At 63.4% G+C, this 14,017-nt stretch carries 15 protein-coding genes; 6 read left to right on the top strand and 9 right to left on the bottom strand.

Annotated features, from left to right (window positions below; genetic code table 11):
* Window positions 1-17: 17 nt before the first annotated feature.
* Window positions 18-2,111, bottom strand: coding sequence for a phosphoribosylformylglycinamidine synthase subunit PurL (purL, locus tag ACP5J3_RS05405; protein WP_428494736.1), 2,094 nt, complete (start codon window positions 2,109-2,111; stop codon window positions 18-20).
* A 176-nt stretch (window positions 2,112-2,287) separates the two neighbouring features.
* On the opposite strand from purL, the gene ACP5J3_RS05410 reads away from it, so the two are divergent.
* Both ACP5J3_RS05410 and purQ read left to right on the top strand, forming a co-directional pair.
* Window positions 2,288-2,542 carry a phosphoribosylformylglycinamidine synthase subunit PurS gene (locus ACP5J3_RS05410; RefSeq protein ID WP_263243495.1) on the top strand — a complete coding sequence of 85 codons (255 nt, stop codon included), beginning with the start codon at window positions 2,288-2,290 and terminating at the stop codon, window positions 2,540-2,542.
* A complete protein-coding gene (purQ, locus tag ACP5J3_RS05415; protein WP_428494737.1) occupies window positions 2,539-3,177 on the top strand; it encodes a phosphoribosylformylglycinamidine synthase I in 639 nt (212 codons plus the stop codon). The genes ACP5J3_RS05410 and purQ overlap by 4 nt, the downstream gene beginning before the upstream one ends.
* Here purQ and ACP5J3_RS05420 read toward each other — a convergent pair.
* The 5 genes from ACP5J3_RS05420 to purD all read right to left on the bottom strand — a co-directional run bounded on the left by ACP5J3_RS05420 (window position 3,174) and on the right by purD (window position 8,507).
* Window positions 3,174-4,100 carry an AIR synthase-related protein gene (locus ACP5J3_RS05420; protein ID WP_428494738.1) on the bottom strand — a complete coding sequence of 309 codons (927 nt, stop codon included), beginning with the start codon at window positions 4,098-4,100 and terminating at the stop codon, window positions 3,174-3,176. The two genes, purQ and ACP5J3_RS05420, sit on opposite strands and share 4 nt — an antisense overlap.
* Complete coding sequence (locus tag ACP5J3_RS05425; RefSeq protein ID WP_428494739.1) at window positions 4,097-5,035, bottom strand: bifunctional 5,10-methylenetetrahydrofolate dehydrogenase/5,10-methenyltetrahydrofolate cyclohydrolase; 939 nt, start codon at window positions 5,033-5,035, stop codon at window positions 4,097-4,099. The genes ACP5J3_RS05420 and ACP5J3_RS05425 overlap by 4 nt, the downstream gene beginning before the upstream one ends.
* On the bottom strand, window positions 5,020-5,844 hold the full coding sequence (gene purN, locus ACP5J3_RS05430) for a phosphoribosylglycinamide formyltransferase (protein WP_428494740.1): 825 nt from the start codon (window positions 5,842-5,844) through the stop codon (window positions 5,020-5,022). Before purN ends, ACP5J3_RS05425 begins: the two co-directional genes overlap by 16 nt.
* 82 nt (window positions 5,845-5,926) lie before the next feature.
* On the bottom strand, window positions 5,927-7,063 hold the full coding sequence (locus ACP5J3_RS05435) for a phosphoribosyltransferase family protein (protein WP_428494741.1): 1,137 nt from the start codon (window positions 7,061-7,063) through the stop codon (window positions 5,927-5,929).
* Between the two features lies 1 nt (window position 7,064).
* A complete protein-coding gene (purD, locus tag ACP5J3_RS05440; protein ID WP_428494742.1) occupies window positions 7,065-8,507 on the bottom strand; it encodes a phosphoribosylamine--glycine ligase in 1,443 nt (480 codons plus the stop codon).
* A 112-nt stretch (window positions 8,508-8,619) separates the two neighbouring features.
* On the opposite strand from purD, the gene ACP5J3_RS05445 reads away from it, so the two are divergent.
* Window positions 8,620-9,348 carry a phosphoribosylaminoimidazolesuccinocarboxamide synthase gene (locus ACP5J3_RS05445; protein ID WP_428494743.1) on the top strand — a complete coding sequence of 243 codons (729 nt, stop codon included), beginning with the start codon at window positions 8,620-8,622 and terminating at the stop codon, window positions 9,346-9,348.
* Here ACP5J3_RS05445 and ACP5J3_RS05450 read toward each other — a convergent pair.
* The 3 genes from ACP5J3_RS05450 to ACP5J3_RS05460 form a co-directional block, all read right to left on the bottom strand.
* Window positions 9,292-10,515, bottom strand: a complete 1,224-nt coding sequence (locus ACP5J3_RS05450; protein ID WP_428494744.1) for an ATP-binding protein — start codon at window positions 10,513-10,515, stop codon at window positions 9,292-9,294. The genes ACP5J3_RS05445 and ACP5J3_RS05450 overlap by 57 nt on opposite strands.
* Window positions 10,516-10,665: 150 nt before the next feature.
* Window positions 10,666-11,610 (bottom strand): ATP-binding protein, encoded by a 945-nt coding sequence (locus ACP5J3_RS05455; protein WP_428494745.1) that lies wholly within the window; start codon window positions 11,608-11,610, stop codon window positions 10,666-10,668.
* On the bottom strand, window positions 11,499-12,140 hold the full coding sequence (locus ACP5J3_RS05460) for an AAA family ATPase (protein WP_428494746.1): 642 nt from the start codon (window positions 12,138-12,140) through the stop codon (window positions 11,499-11,501). Before ACP5J3_RS05460 ends, ACP5J3_RS05455 begins: the two co-directional genes overlap by 112 nt.
* A gap of 299 nt (window positions 12,141-12,439) precedes the next feature.
* Between ACP5J3_RS05460 and ACP5J3_RS05465 the strand changes: the two genes are divergently transcribed.
* The 3 genes from ACP5J3_RS05465 (at window position 12,440) to ACP5J3_RS05475 (ending at window position 13,944) form a co-directional block, all read left to right on the top strand.
* Window positions 12,440-12,532, top strand: a complete 93-nt coding sequence (locus ACP5J3_RS05465) for a PaREP1 family protein (RefSeq protein WP_428494749.1) — start codon at window positions 12,440-12,442, stop codon at window positions 12,530-12,532.
* 87 nt (window positions 12,533-12,619) lie between these two features.
* Window positions 12,620-12,805, top strand: coding sequence for a hypothetical protein (locus ACP5J3_RS05470; protein ID WP_428494747.1), 186 nt, complete (start codon window positions 12,620-12,622; stop codon window positions 12,803-12,805).
* 89 nt (window positions 12,806-12,894) lie between these two features.
* The gene (locus ACP5J3_RS05475) at window positions 12,895-13,944 is read left to right on the top strand and encodes a hypothetical protein (RefSeq protein WP_428494748.1); all 1,050 of its coding nucleotides are present in this window, start codon (window positions 12,895-12,897) and stop codon (window positions 13,942-13,944) included.
* The last annotated feature ends 73 nt before the right edge of the window (window positions 13,945-14,017 follow it).

The raw sequence follows: 14,017 nt of genomic DNA on the forward strand, positions 1-14,017 counted from the left end.
CGCCTATCCCGCACATATCACAGCTCCAGCTTCATGATGCGGGCAAGTTCCTCTATCTTCCTCTCGTATATCTTCGAGGAGCCGCATCTAAACACAAGCTTGTCGCCGCCGGCGGCGCCGATCCTCACGCCGGGGCCCTCCTCCCCCGCCGCGATGAAACGCCCGTTGGACTCGCTGAATAGGAGGAAGTCTAGACGGGACGTCTCTGCCGGGGCTTTGCAGACGTCTACATCGGCCCCCACGCCGCTGTTCACAGCCATCTTAGCCAAGGTCGCCGCCAGGCCCCCCACGCCGACGTCCTTGGCTCCCGAGAGGCGGCCGAGCCACTTCCTGACTACCTCAGCCAGTTCCTTCTCAGTGGCGTAGTCAATAGACGGGGGCGTCCCCGCCACGAGGCCGTGGACTCTGTACAAATATTCGCTACCCCCCACCTCGCCCTTTGTGACTCCCCAAATGTAGATCCCGTCGCTGTCCCGCCACTCGGCCTTGTTGGCCAGCCCGACGTCCTCCAGAACCCCCAACACGACGACTGCCACCACAGGCTTTATGGGCCTCCCCTCGTACTCGTTGTAGAGGCTTACCTTGCCCCCCACTATCGGAACGCCGAGGCCCTCCGCCGCCTCCCTCAGCCCCTCCACAGCCTCTACAAACTGCCAGTAGACCTCGGGCCTCTGGGGGCTCCCCACGTTTATAGAGTCCACAGCAGCCTTGGCCACGCCGCCCACCACCGCCACGTTTCTATACGCCTTTACGAAGGAATTGGCGGCGCCGAGGCGGGGGGAGAGGTAGGCATAGCGGGGGTTGGCGTCGCCCTTCACCACAAGCCCAAGCGACCCCCTCTCGTATATTTTCAAAACTGCGGCATCCCCCTCTCCCGGCTTCACGGCAGTTCTCACCCCTACGTCGAAGTCGAACCTGGTGTATATAGCCTCCTTAGAGGCTATGTTGGGCGACGACAGCACGGCGTCGACAGCCTTGGCCAAGGGGGGCTCCGGGATTTGGGGCAGGGAGGGCGGATCGTAGCTCCTCTGCGGCCAGACGGTCTCAGGGGCCTTGGCCGCCAGCCACGTGGGGGTCTTTGCCACGGGCTCCCCCCTCCACCTCAGCAGTAGCTCTCCGCCCTCGACGAAGCGGCCTATGACTGAATGAGGCACCTCGTACCTCTCGGCCAGCTCCTTGAAGCATTTGTACTGCCCGGGGGACATGACGAAGACAAGCCTCTCCTGGGTCTCGCTTGTGAGCACCTCCACTGGCCCCATCTCCCGGTCCCACATATGTATTTTGTCGAGGTCCGCCTCCACCCCCAGGCCAAACCACTCCGCCAGCTCGGCGAGTGCCGTGGCTAGGCCTCCCCCGCCGAGGTCCTTAATGTACTTAACGCACCGCCGCGCCTCCTGGACAAGATCGATCAGCTTCTTCCCCATCAGCGGGTCGGCCACCTGCACCGCGCCGAGGTCCTCCTCAGACTCGCCGCCGAGCGTCTTGCTGGCGAAGGCCGAGCCCCCAAGGCCGCTTTTGTCGGCCCCGAGGCCCGCCACTACGATTAAGTCCCCCGCGGCCACACCGCCCGGGGGGACCCCTCCCCTTTCCACCACGCCTATACACGTGGCAAGGACAATGGGGGTGTAGGTGAAGTCGGGGTCGAACCACGTCTCCCCCCCGACCACGGGGACCCCCACCCTGTTGCCGTAGTCAGAAATCCCCTTGACTACATTAGCGGCTATCCACCTGGCGTGGGGGTGGTCGAGGGGGCCGAAGTGGAGGTTAACCAACAGCCCGATTGGCTTAGCCCCCACCGTCAAGATGTCCCTTATTATGCCGCCCACACCTGTGGCGGCGCCGTTGTAGGGGTCGACAGCGCTTGGGTGGTTGTGGGACTCTATCTTAAACGCGACGTAGAGCCCCTCGGCGATCTCCACAAGCGGCGCGTCTGTGCCGGGCCCCCTCACCACCCACGGCGCCTTCGAGGGTAGCCTCCTGAGCCACATCCGCGTCGACTTGTACGAACAGTGCTCAGACCAGTGGGAGCGGAAAAGTGCCAGCTCCGCCTCGGTCGGCTCCCTGCCCAAGCCCCTCCTAATAGCCTCCAGCTCGTGGGGAGACAGGGCCATGTCCACTGGGTATTAGGTAGATTTAAACATTTTCAATAAGCTATTAAAAATATCCGGAGAAGCGGCGGCAGATCTCCCTCCATATTTAAGCAGATAGTTAAAAACTGTATTAAGCATGGACTTAATTGTGGGGGGTATGGGGGCTTACTGTTTTATATACCTGTGTTTAAGTGGGTATGCGATATGCCGTGTATATAAACGTGGCGTATAAGCCCTCTCTGAGAGATCCAGAGGGCGAGACGATTTCCCGCGACCTCCTGGCCAGGCTGGGCTTCGGGGTGGAGGTGAGGTCTGGGAAGTGCCTCGTCTTGTACATAGAGGCGGATTCGCCTGATGCGGCCCGCGAAGCCGCTTTGAAGATAGCAAGAGAGGCGAGGCTAGGAAACCCCAACGTCCACGTAATTGAGGTGGTGAGGGTGGAGGGGGGATGAGGGTCGCCGTGTTGAAGTTCCCGGGCACGAACGGAGATTACGACGTGGTGAGGGCGCTGGAGCTGGTGGGGATCCCGGGGGAGGTGGTTTGGTACAGAGACTACAGGCCGGGGATCTACGACGCGGTGGTGCTGGCCGGGGGGTTTAGCTACGGGGATAGGCTGAGGGCCGGCGCCGTGGCCGCCGCCAGCGAGGCTGTCCAGCTCCTCCGGGAGGACGTCGACAACGGGGTGCCGGTCCTCGGGATATGCAACGGCTTCCAGATACTCACAGAGGCCGGCATCCTCCCAGGCGCCCTGGCTCCCAACGACCCGCCGGGCTTCGTCTCCAAGTGGATACCAGTGAAGGTAGTGGACCGGGACACCCCCTTCACTTTTATGTACGAGGAGGGGGAGGTGGTGTACATGCCTGTGGCCCACGCCGAGGGGAGGTACGTGCCGTCAGGCCCCTACCGCGCCGTGTTTAAATACGTGGAGAACGTCAACGGCTCCTTCGACAACGTGGCCGGCGTGGCGCGGGGGCCTGTGCTGGGCCTCATGCCCCACCCAGAGAGGGCGGTGGACCCCCACATCTCCCGGAGGGGGACGGGGGGCCTCAAGCTGTGGCTGAGCCTCAAGAAGTGGCTGAGGGGTTAAAACACAACCCCGTCCACCGCCACGGGGCCGCCCTCTTTGACTCTGCCTATGACCCGCGCCGCGTAGCCAAGATCCTCCGCGCGGCGCACCAAGTCGCGGGGTGCGTCCGTTACGAGGGCCATCCCCACCCCCATGTTGAACACCCTGTAGGCCTCCTCCCGGGGCACGCCGCGCCTCAGCACCTCCTCAGCCCAGCATGGTATGCGCCCCAGCTCCACCTCGGCGCCCAGGCCGTGGAGGGCCCTCTTCAGCTTGGCGAAGCCGCCCCCCGTTATATGAGCCGCAGACTTGACAAGCCCCTCCTTCATCAACGTCAAGACGCCGTCGTAGAGAGCCACAGGCTGTAGCAGGACATCGGCGGCGCGGCCTCCGCAGATGTGCTCATCCAGCCTAAACAGCCTCCGCAGTAGGCTGTACCCGTTGGCGTGGGGCCCCGTGGACTCCAGCCCCACTATGTAGTCCCCCGGCTCGGGGCGCCTCGGCGCCGCCTCCCTCACCGCCATGACTGTGCACACCACGTCGACGCCCTTTACCAGGTCGGGCAGTATGGCGGTCTCCCCGCCGAGGATAACCACGCCGGCCCGCCCCGCCGCCTCTCCGAGGCCTCTCAGCACCGCGGAGGCCGCCTCCTCCATGCCGGGGGCCACCGCGACGTAGTCCACGGCGGCCACCGCCCTAAAGCCGTCGCACACCACGTCGTTTATATTCACCGCTAGGCAGTCCCAGCCGGCCACCTCCAGCCTCCCCGCCTCTGCCAGCCAAATTGTCTTTGTCCCCACTCCGTCTACGTGCAGGGCCACTTCCACGCCGCCCAGCCCCAGCCACCGTACGTAAGACCCCACGCCGCCGCCGAGAAGGCCGGCGGCCAGCTGGTGGAGCCTCCTCTGTTTGTCTAGGTCGACGCCGGCGTCTCTGTACCTCACGGCCCCCCGACGATTCTGGAGGACACAGCGGCCCTAGCCACCTGGTAGGTGGTTCTTATGAGGTTTTTCAACACCCTGGCCCTGGTGGCGAGGCCCACGCCGCCTATGTTGGGGGTTAGGAGAGAGGCCTTCTCAGCCACAGATCTCTCGTCTACGTCGAAGTACCACCTCCCCGTCGCCGGGTCTACCTTCCCGCCTACGCCCACCACCACGGCCCCCTCCTTCACCATGTCCCCTGTGAGGCGCCAGGGGTTGTCGCGGTAGAGCTCCGGCGGCCTCCCCACGGCGGAGATCACGATATCCGCCCGCCTCACGTAGGGCTCCCTCTCCTTGGAGAGGGCGTGGAGCACCGTCACCGTGGCGTCTAGTTGCATGAGCATGACTGCGAGGGGCTTCCCCACCAGCTCCCCCTTCCCCACAACCACCACGTCCATCCCCCTCACCTCCACGCCGTACATCTTAAACAGCTCCAGGATGCCCGCAGGGGTGCAGGGCAGGACGTCTCTATCGAGGTCAAAGCGGGTTAGCAACTTCTTCTTGCTCTCCGGCGTCAGGGCGTCCACGTCCTTCTCCGGGGCCAGCTTCTGGAAGAGAGCCTCCTCGTCTACGTGGGGCGGGAGGGGCTTCTGTATGAGTATCCCCGTCACGTCGTCCCTCTTGTTTAGGCTGTCCAGCAACCGCAGGGCCTCCTTGGTGCGGCGCTCAGGCGGCACCTCGTGTAGTTCATATACCTCCACCTCGCCCCCCACCTCTCTGACGTCTCTAGCCTTCAGCGACACGAAGCGCCTCTGGGTGGCCAGCTCCACGGGATCGTCGTGGAGGAGGAGGACGGCGAGTTTGGGGGTGACGCCCACCTCCTCCAGCCTCTTCACGTGCTCCCTAGCCCACTCCCTGGCGCGGCGGTGTAGCTCCTCCCCCCTCATCCACGTAACCATGGCGGCAAGATGAGGTCTAGGGCCTTGCCGCTCCACTCCTTGAGCTGGTGCTCCACGTAGATCCTCTGTCTCTCGTGCCACTCCTTAAGCCAGCCGTCCCACACCCTGAGCACCGCCCTCTTTACCCTCTGCTCCACCTCCTCCACCCTAAGCCTCCCGCCCTCTTCCACAACTACGGGGACCTTGACAGTTTCTTCGTAGAGCTCCAGGAGGCCGTCCGCCACCGCCTGCAGAACTCTGGAGTAGAGCCTGTGTTCAAAAATCAACACGCGGTCTGCAATGATTTGGATCTTCTCGTCGCGGCTGAGGGGTAGGCTGTAGACGTCGCCTATGTAAACAGGCCACTGATCTACAACGGGGCCGCCGTCCACAGACTCGTCCACGACGTGTACTGTGGGGCCGGTCACCCTCACCCCAGCTCTGTACACCTCCATGTGGACGCGCATGCCGTACATCCCCTTGCCGCCGGCGAAGGGGAGGAGGGACGGGTGGATGTTGAGCACAAGCTTGAACTGCGAGATAAAGCCGTAGCTGAGTATGTAGTCGTACCCCGCCAACGCCACCACGTCTACGCCGTGGCGCCTCAGCAACTCCGCCATGGCCGCCTCCCTCTCCGGCCGGGGGACTCCCTTGTGCCTGACGAAGTGGGCCTCGACGCCGTATTTCTTCGCGATTTCTCTTACGGGGGCGTTCTCGTCGCTGTAAATCAGCACCACTGGCTCCACCCCCCGCAACACGCCGAGCTGGACGTGGTCGAGGATTGCCTTGAAGTTGGTCCCCCTCCACGACGCAAGAACACCCAGCCTCACGTCTAGATTTAAACAGGAATATAATAAAGTTAACGGACCTGGGCTTTACGGCGCCGTGGTTTTTAAGTGTGTGTTTAAAGCGTCAACGCCCCAGTAGGCAGTAGGTGCACAGCGACGTTCCGATGGCCTTCCTCACCTCCTCCTCCTCTAGGTAGGCCAGGCTGTCCACCTCAAGAGCCGCCTCCACCGTCTTGTGGTCTAGGTGGTTGAAGATCATGTGCTCCTCCGGGGGCATCTTCACGCCGTGGGGGCACTGCCTCCTCAGAGGCGGGGCGGCGGTGGCGGCGTGTACCTCCCTGGCGCCGGCCCTCAGCCTGAGGAGCTGGGCTATCTGCCTCAGGGTGAGGCCGCTGATAAGGCTGTCGTCTATCACAAGCACCCCCTTCCCCCTAACGGAGTGCCTAACCACGTTGGCCTTCAGCTGTATGGCGGAGATCCTCTCCTTCACCTCGTCGAGGAGGGCGCTCCTCTTCCTAGTGGTGGCGACGAAGCCCGGCACGTGCCACGCCCCAATCGCCTTAGCCACCCACGCCGCGTAGTACAGCCCGGTGTCGGGAACCCCCACCACGACGTCCACCGAAGCCTTGACCCGCTTGGCGAGTAGCTCCGCAAGCCTCGCCCTGGCCGCGGCCACCTCCACGCCGTCTATCTCGCTGTCCAGCCTCGAGGCGTATATAAACTCCATGGCGCAGAGCTCCCTCGCGGGGCCGCCCCCCCGCGCCTCCACCCCCAGCCTAGTGATCTTAAGCAACTCGCCGCCCCTGAGGCTCCTCCTCACCTCGCCGCCCAGCACCTCAATCGCCGCGGTTTCCGTAGCCACTATGGCGAAGTCGAAGCCGTGGGCCCCCACCGCGAGGTGCCAAAAACGGGGCGGCCTGTAGGCGTAGAGGGCGCCGGATCTGTCAACCCCCACGTAGGCGGCGTCGCCCGCCGCCTCGCCCAGCTTCTTAAACCCTCTGCCGAAGACGCAGGCCGCGCCGTCGCCCGCCTCGCGGCAACAGTCCTCGGTGTATACGCAACCCACAGCAGCGACGCCCCTAGCCTCCACCGCCTCCTCCCGCGAGAGGTCCACCTCCACCCTCCTCAAGCCGCCTCCGCCGTATATGTAGGCCACGGCGTAGTCCCCCCTGTTCGACATGGCCTTCAGCCCGTAATAGACTAGGGGGTAGAGGTTCACCTCGCCGCCGAAGCTGTACAGCGCTAGAAGCCCCGCCGACATATCACCCCAGCCTCACCAGACCCCTCCCCGGCTCCCAGACCAGCCTCTCCCCGGGGGCTCCCAGCCTCCGCCTCCACTTATAGACAGATCTGACGACCTCCGCCTTCCTAGCCATGGCGGCCATGTACTCGGGCGATGCGATGTCCCTCCTGTAGAAAAGCCCCTCGCCCCTCACCGCGGCGGCGCACTTCTCTGCCTTGGCGTAGGCCTCCTCCACCGTGGCGCCGGCGGCGAGTATCTCCACAGCCCTCGAGCCGAGGGTGACGTAGCCCCCCGCCTCGCTGGGGGCCGCGGAGCCGAAGAACACGTGGCACCCAACCCTATCCACCAGGGCCCAGTCGATGTCGAACCGCCTCCCCCTAGCCGCCTCTCTGTCCAGTGGGTACCCCACGGGGGCCACCGCCTTCACCACCGTGTACTCGCTCTTGAAGCGCCGCTCCGCGCCGTGTAGCCTCCCCTCGGCGGCTCTCCTAAAGAGTTCGTACACGTCGCCGTCGTATAGGTAGAGGGCGTTCAGCGCCTCGGGGTCTCCAAACCTGCTGTAGTACTCAATCACAACGGGGCCCATGGCTGTGAGCATCATCTGGCCGCTCAGCACCCCGGTGTACCTCACGCCGAATTCCCTCTCCACGGCCTTGACGGTGGCCTCCACAGCTGCGACAGCCTCCTCCACCTCCGCCTCCTCTATAAAGGGGAGGGGGGACACGGTCCCCCTGCCGCCGCACTCAGGGCCGAGGCCTAGCTCGTAGGCGTGGGGGTTGTCCTGCACCGGGGAGAAGGGGAAGACAGACTCCCCATCCGTCAGCACCTGCACCGTGTACTCCACCCCCCAGACCCCCTCCTCCACGAGCACCAACTGAGGCACGTCTCTATAGGCGGAGAGCTGGCTCTTAGCCTCCTCGGCGCCCCGCGCCGCTATCTCCCCCAGCGCGTCCTCCAGATACTTAGCCTCTCCGTACACCACCCTGACCCCCTTACCCCCCGCCTGCCTCACGGGCTTAATGGCCGCGGAGCCCAGGGCCTTCGCGAAGAGGTAGGCCTCCCTAGGGTCGGGGGTGACGTGGTAAACAAGCCTCCCCGGTATTTTGTACTTCCACTGGAGGTGCCTCGCCACGTCTTTTCTCTGCTCCACCACAGCCGCCCTGGCAGGGGCGCCGAGGGTTAGGAAACCCCTCTCCCGCAACGCGTCGGCCACCCCGGCGAAGAGAGGCTCCTCGGGCCCCACCACCACCAGGTCGGGCGAGGCCTCCTCCGCCACCCCCACGACGAATTTAGGATCTGTGACGCTCCCCAGTCTGTAGAAGCCGCCGCTCCTCTTCGCCAGCAGGGCGATCCCGGGGTTGACGTGCCCCATAGCCGCATAGATCCTCACGCCGCTTCTGGAAAGAGCCCAGGCGATGGCGTGCTCCCTCGCCCCGTCGCCAACAACCAACACCCTGTCCATAACCCTCCGCAAGTGGTAGTTTAAATATATGTTGTAAAATCTGACGCGGAGCCCGCGGGAATTGCGGCCCTTCTTTAAGTAAAAAGTTAAAAAGACAGGAGTTTAGGAGGGCGTGGAGCTTGTGTACGAGGGGAAGAGCAAGCGGGTTTGGAGGGTGGGCGGCCTCTACCACCTAGAGTTTAAGGACGAGGTTACAGCCGGCGACGGGGCGGTGAGGGCGGCGGCCCCGGGGAAGGGGGCGCTGGCGGCTGAGCTGTCGGCGGTCCTCTTCGCGCACCTCGCCGCCCGCGGCGTCGCTACCCACTTCGTGGAGTACAAGCCGCCTAACGTCCTCGTGGCGGTGCCCGCCGAGGTGGCGCCGGTGGAGGTGGTGGTGCGCTTCAAGGCGTATGGAAGCCAGCTCAAGAGGATGCCTAGGCTCAAGCCCCTCCAGCCCCTGTCGAAGCCGCTTGTGGAGTTTCATCTAAAAGACGACGCGCTTCACGACCCGCTTATATACCCCCAAGACGCTGTGGAGGCGGGCCTCTTGACTTGGGAGGAGCTGGCCCGGGTGGAGGCGGCGTCTCTAAGGGCCGCGGAGGCGCTTAGGGAGCTGTACGGCGCCGCTGGGTGCGACCTCCTAGACGTCAAATTTGAATTCGGCAGAACCCCCCGGGGCCTCGTCCTAGTCGACGAGATCTCCGGCGACACCTTTAGAGTCCTCTGCAGAGGGGAGCACCTAGACAAGGAGTACTTCCGCAAGACGAGAGACGTGGAGGGCCTCTTGAGGCGCTACAGAGAGCTGTTAGAAATTACGAAAGCCGCCCTGGGGCGGGCCGGCGGCGGGGCAGTTCGCCAGTAGCCACCTCCAGGCGGGGACCGCGCCGTAGTCCTCCGAATCCCAGCTTATTAACACACTGCGGCTCGCCCCCAGCCTCTTCGCCGCCTTCCTCAGCTTCTCGGCATGCCTCTCGTCTGGCTCGTACGCCACCTCGTAGAGCTCTACCGCGTCCCCCTCTACGTAGGCGAAGTCCACCTCTACGCCGTTGACGTCTACGTAGTAGATTTTGCCGCCTCTGGCGGCGGCTTTCCTAAGAAGCTCGATATAAACCACATTCTCCAGCCTCCGGCCCATGTCCAGCCCCGCCTTGGATAGGTAAGTGAAGGAGGTGTCCACAAGGTACAGCTTCCGGGGTGCCCTCGCCCTCCGCCGGGCGGGCCCATACCGCTCCACTACGTGGACAAAGTAGCATTCGGAGAGGTATCTGATGTATGCCGCGGTGGTTTTCACGTCAAGCCCCAGCGATCGCGAGAGGGAGCGCCACGTGACGGGGTTTGCGTAGTTTTCTAAAACAGTTTTGAACAAGGCCTCAAGCCCCTCCACGTCCCTCACCCTCCGCCTCTCCACCACGTCGCGGTAGAAGACCGTGTCGACGAGAGCCCTCACCTTGTCCAGCGACTTAGAGAGCCACACCTCCGGGAAGCCGCCCCACTTGACGTACTCCTCAAAAAGCCTCCTCGCCGCCCCCACCTCTCTAAACGTCTCGGGCCTCGCCGCGGAGGCCACCTCGCAGAACGACAGAGGGAGGAGGAGGCGGGAGATGTACCTACCCCTAAGCCTCGAGGGCACCCTCTCGGCGGAGAGCTCAGAGGTGGAGCCCGAGACGTAGATCTTGAAGTCCTTCACGTCGTGTAGCCACCTAAGTCTAAAATCCCAGTGGGGCCACGACTGCACCTCGTCGAGAAATAGGTGCACCTCGCCCGCTGGGTACACCCGCCTTACCTCCTCCGCCAGCCTCCTCTCGTCGAGAGACGCCGTCCAGAGGTGTTCAAAAGAGATGTACAGCGCCTGCTCACCCCGCTCGAGAAGCGAGGCCGCGGTCTTCAACAAGACGTGCGTCTTCCCCACGCGCCTCGGCCCCACGACGGCCACGATGTCGCGCCCCACAGCGGGCAAGCTGAAAAACCTGGGGATCTCCTTCACATAGCGAAGAGACTCTATGTACTCCCTACTCAAAACCTCAATCATGTGGAACACAATCCACAAAAAATAAAACTTTTGCGGAACACACTGGAACACACCACAGAAGCCACAGGAATGCCCGCCACGCCTCAGCGACGCTCTGGAAACGCCCTGGGTAGACGAGGCGCATCTAGGGCCTACGCTGGCGCCAAGCTCCTATGCCCCGGAGCCCGGCCGCCTCGCCCTGCGTCGCGTATCACCGCCGTGTTCAGAGCCACCAGCGGCGTCGAGCTCTGCGGAACCGCCGCGGGGCTTTGACGTTTGAGGAGTGTACACGCTTGGAGTGGACTGGGCGAGGTTTTGGAGAATGGTCCCGAGATCTATGAGGTCTGCCTCTTCCGTCTCCGCGGTGAAGGACTTGGCGAAGATGGCCAGCCGCGTCGTCCACCCTGGGGGGATGAGCATCTCCGCGGCCTTCCTAAGCTTCGGCACTATTTCGCGGGGGTCCGCGGCGCCCCACTTAGCCTCGGCAAGCACCGCGAACCTCCTCTCCTCGTCTACCCCCAGGGCGTCCACGTCCAGCTGGACGCGCCTACCCCCCTCTCTGATGTGCACCACCTCCCTGGACACCTTCTTGACGGGGTAGAACCTGGGCAGTATCTGCCTAACAGCGGCTTCGAAAGCCCACGGGTAGAAACGCTCCAGCTCCCTAACGGCGGCCTCCACCAGGGCCTCCCCCGCCGCCACGTCGCCGTGTCTATACACAGATCTCAGCCAGTAGGCGTAGAACCTATCCCTAATCTCGTAATAGACCCTCTTGCTCTTGCGCCGCTCCAACACGCCTAGGAGATTAACCAGGTCGTTGAGGTAGGGCGGGAGAGACGTGGCCTTCACACCGGCGCGGCTGGCTATCTGCTCCAGCTTGGTGGCGCCTCCTGCTACGGCGTCTAGAATCGCCAGGTGTGTGCGGTACTCCCGGCCTAGAGACTCGGCGAGGACGAACTCCACCTCGTGCCTCAAGGGGCCGCCCTCGCCAGCCACGAGAAGCCTCACCGCATCCTCCGCCGTCTTAACCCCCCACTGCTGAGCAAGGCGGTAGTAGTAGGGCACCCCGCCGAATAGGAGAAAGAGCTTGAAAGCCTCCTCCCCCACCACACCCATATCCCCCAGCCACCGGAACACTGCGGGGGGCTCCAGCTCCCCCGCTCCAGCACGAGGTCCGCCCTGCCGAAGAGGGGAGACCCCGCGTCCGCCACAAGCCTCTTCACCATTCCAACAACCGAGCCGGTGAGGATAACCGAAGGCTTCTCCACCCGCGTATCCCACATCTTCTGCAGTATGTAGGGCACCTCCGGCGCCGTCTCCAGAAACCACTGAAACTCGTCAAAAGCTACCACGTACCCCCTAAGCTGGAACAACACGTCGAAAAACTCCTCCCAATCCGCAAACCGGACATAGCTCGGGAGCCCCGCAACCCTCCTCAGCGCCTCCCCAAACTCCTCCAGCAACACCCCCCGGGGCTTCTTCGGGTTGACGAAGAAATACAGATGGAGCCTCGCCGAGATGAAAGACAGCACCAACGCAGTCTTGCCAATCCTCCTCCGGCCATACACCACAGCGAGAAAAGGAGGCTTAAGACGCCCCAGCAGGGCGAGCTCCCTCTCCCTCCCGTAGAGTTTTATTACAGCCATAATAATTACATACGTAATAAGACATATAAATAGACGGCGCCGGGCGGCAGGGGGCGAAAAGCCCCACAGCCACCCCCGCAAGACGCCCCCCGCGCCTCCAGAACACCGACACAGCGGAGGGCGCAGCCAAAATCAACACCTCGCCGGCGCCCGCCGCCTCTATGTAGAACGCAGTCCACAACACCACCGCCTCGGCCAGCTATACGCCCAACGCGGTCAGCCACATAACAATTGTAGGGATTAGACGTGGAGTCAACGGCGAAGCCGCGGATCAGCCTGACAAGCATCGCCAAGACAGGCTGAGGGAGGCCGTCTACGAGGCTGAGCTAGCCCTCCGCTTTCTTGAAAACGGCCTGTACAGAAACGCGGCCGGCAAGGCGCTCCAGGAGTGAAGGCCCCCGGCCGCGGCGGCTCAGCAAAGGGAGAGGCCCGCCGGCCTCTACCCCGGCTAGAGTGGCGTGGCGGGGCGAGGCCGCCGGGTGGCTAAGGTAGACCTGGCAATCGCCGTGACGCCCACCACCAGGATGAAAGAGGCGGCCCAGCACCCAGGCGGCGAGGAGCTGGAGCTGGCCGTGGAGAAGGCCCTGGACCTGCACCAGTTCCAGCACAGCGGCCTCAACCCCGAGGGGGCTCTCTCGCGCTATAGATCGCTGGAGCAGGTCTAGAGAGATGTAGAAGACGTAGCGGAACACGTCCGAAGAGCCGCGGCGCGGCCGACACCATAAGGTTTATAAGTAGGAACACAGGTTGCTCAATGCTGGTGGTGTACGGCGCGGAGCTGAGGCTAGTGGCCATGGGCCTCGCAGGCCTCGCCGTGCTCACCCAGCTGTGGCCCCACCGCCTCGCGCCCGACCCCCTCTGGGACGTCTTGCTCAAAACCGTCGCCACATCAGCCGCCGCCACCGCCGCCACCTACTGGCTCGTAAAGGGCTGGGAGCCGGGGAAGTACCTACTAGTGTGGTACTGGACCTTCTACACAGCCTCCTACCTGCTGAAGATCAGCATACCCCCCGAAATGCCCTTCGGCCCCCTCAACCACCCCATCAAGGCATACCTCTACGCAATACCATCCGCCATCACCTCCATGTTAATACGCCTACCCAAGAGAGGCGAGGAAGGTAGCTGGCTGGACACCCGCCAGCTCTGGACAGCCTCGCTACTCCTAACAGCCGCCATCACCGTAGCCCACCTAGCCAAGGCAGACCCCACCCCCCTCCTCTACGCAGTCGCCGCCGGCCTCCCCCTGTCCATGATCGCGGTGGGGAGGCGCCTCGCCTTCAACCTATCCCTCGCCCCCCTCCTCGCCGCCGCCGCGGTGGACACCGCAGGCGCCCAAGTCCACCCACTCACACACCTCTTCATCTTCGCCACAGGCCTCGCCTACTTCTGGGCCGCCACAGAGATCCTCTCAATAGAATACCGCGGACACTCAATACCCATAGCCGTCGCCATGGGCAAAACCGCAATGTTCTTCGCCCCCATCGCCATAGCCCTCGCCTGGCACCTAACCCAAACCCACATAGGCTACCTAGACCCCCTCACCGAAGCCACCTTCCCAGCCCTAGTCTTCACCACCGTACTCGGCATAACCCTCACCGACACCCTCAAAGGCCGGAAAATAGGCGGAATAGTAGGCGCCTACGGACTCGCAGACGGCCTCTGGCTCTACTACTACATGCTATACCTCTACACCACAACAGTCAAAGCCATCGGCCCCCTATTCGGCACCATAACCTACGCCATCATATACGGCATCGTCAGACTCGCCGACTACCTCACAAACCCAGCACAGCTCTCCACCTAACCACCACAAGACGCAACCCCCCTACTACCCAAACCCAAAACGACCACCTCAACACCTCCACCGCAGAGCAACC

Source organism: Pyrobaculum sp. (genome assembly GCF_049971835.1).
Taxonomy (GTDB): domain Archaea; phylum Thermoproteota; class Thermoprotei; order Thermoproteales; family Thermoproteaceae; genus Pyrobaculum.

Excerpts from the sequence above, each read along its gene's own strand:
- purL (WP_428494736.1), bottom strand. The coding sequence starts at position 2,111 with ATGGCCCTGTCTCCCCACGAGCTGGAGGCTATTAGGAGGGGCTTGGGC.
- ACP5J3_RS05410 (WP_263243495.1), top strand. The coding sequence starts at position 2,288 with ATGCGATATGCCGTGTATATAAACGTGGCGTATAAGCCCTCTCTGAGA.
- purQ (WP_428494737.1), top strand. The coding sequence starts at position 2,539 with ATGAGGGTCGCCGTGTTGAAGTTCCCGGGCACGAACGGAGATTACGAC.
- ACP5J3_RS05425 (WP_428494739.1), bottom strand. The coding sequence starts at position 5,035 with ATGGTTACGTGGATGAGGGGGGAGGAGCTACACCGCCGCGCCAGGGAG.
- ACP5J3_RS05435 (WP_428494741.1), bottom strand. The coding sequence starts at position 7,063 with ATGTCGGCGGGGCTTCTAGCGCTGTACAGCTTCGGCGGCGAGGTGAAC.
- purD (WP_428494742.1), bottom strand. The coding sequence starts at position 8,507 with ATGGACAGGGTGTTGGTTGTTGGCGACGGGGCGAGGGAGCACGCCATC.
- ACP5J3_RS05450 (WP_428494744.1), bottom strand. The coding sequence starts at position 10,515 with ATGATTGAGGTTTTGAGTAGGGAGTACATAGAGTCTCTTCGCTATGTG.
- ACP5J3_RS05455 (WP_428494745.1), bottom strand. The coding sequence starts at position 11,610 with ATGGGTGTGGTGGGGGAGGAGGCTTTCAAGCTCTTTCTCCTATTCGGC.
- ACP5J3_RS05460 (WP_428494746.1), bottom strand. The coding sequence starts at position 12,140 with ATGGCTGTAATAAAACTCTACGGGAGGGAGAGGGAGCTCGCCCTGCTG.
- ACP5J3_RS05475 (WP_428494748.1), top strand. The coding sequence starts at position 12,895 with ATGCTGGTGGTGTACGGCGCGGAGCTGAGGCTAGTGGCCATGGGCCTC.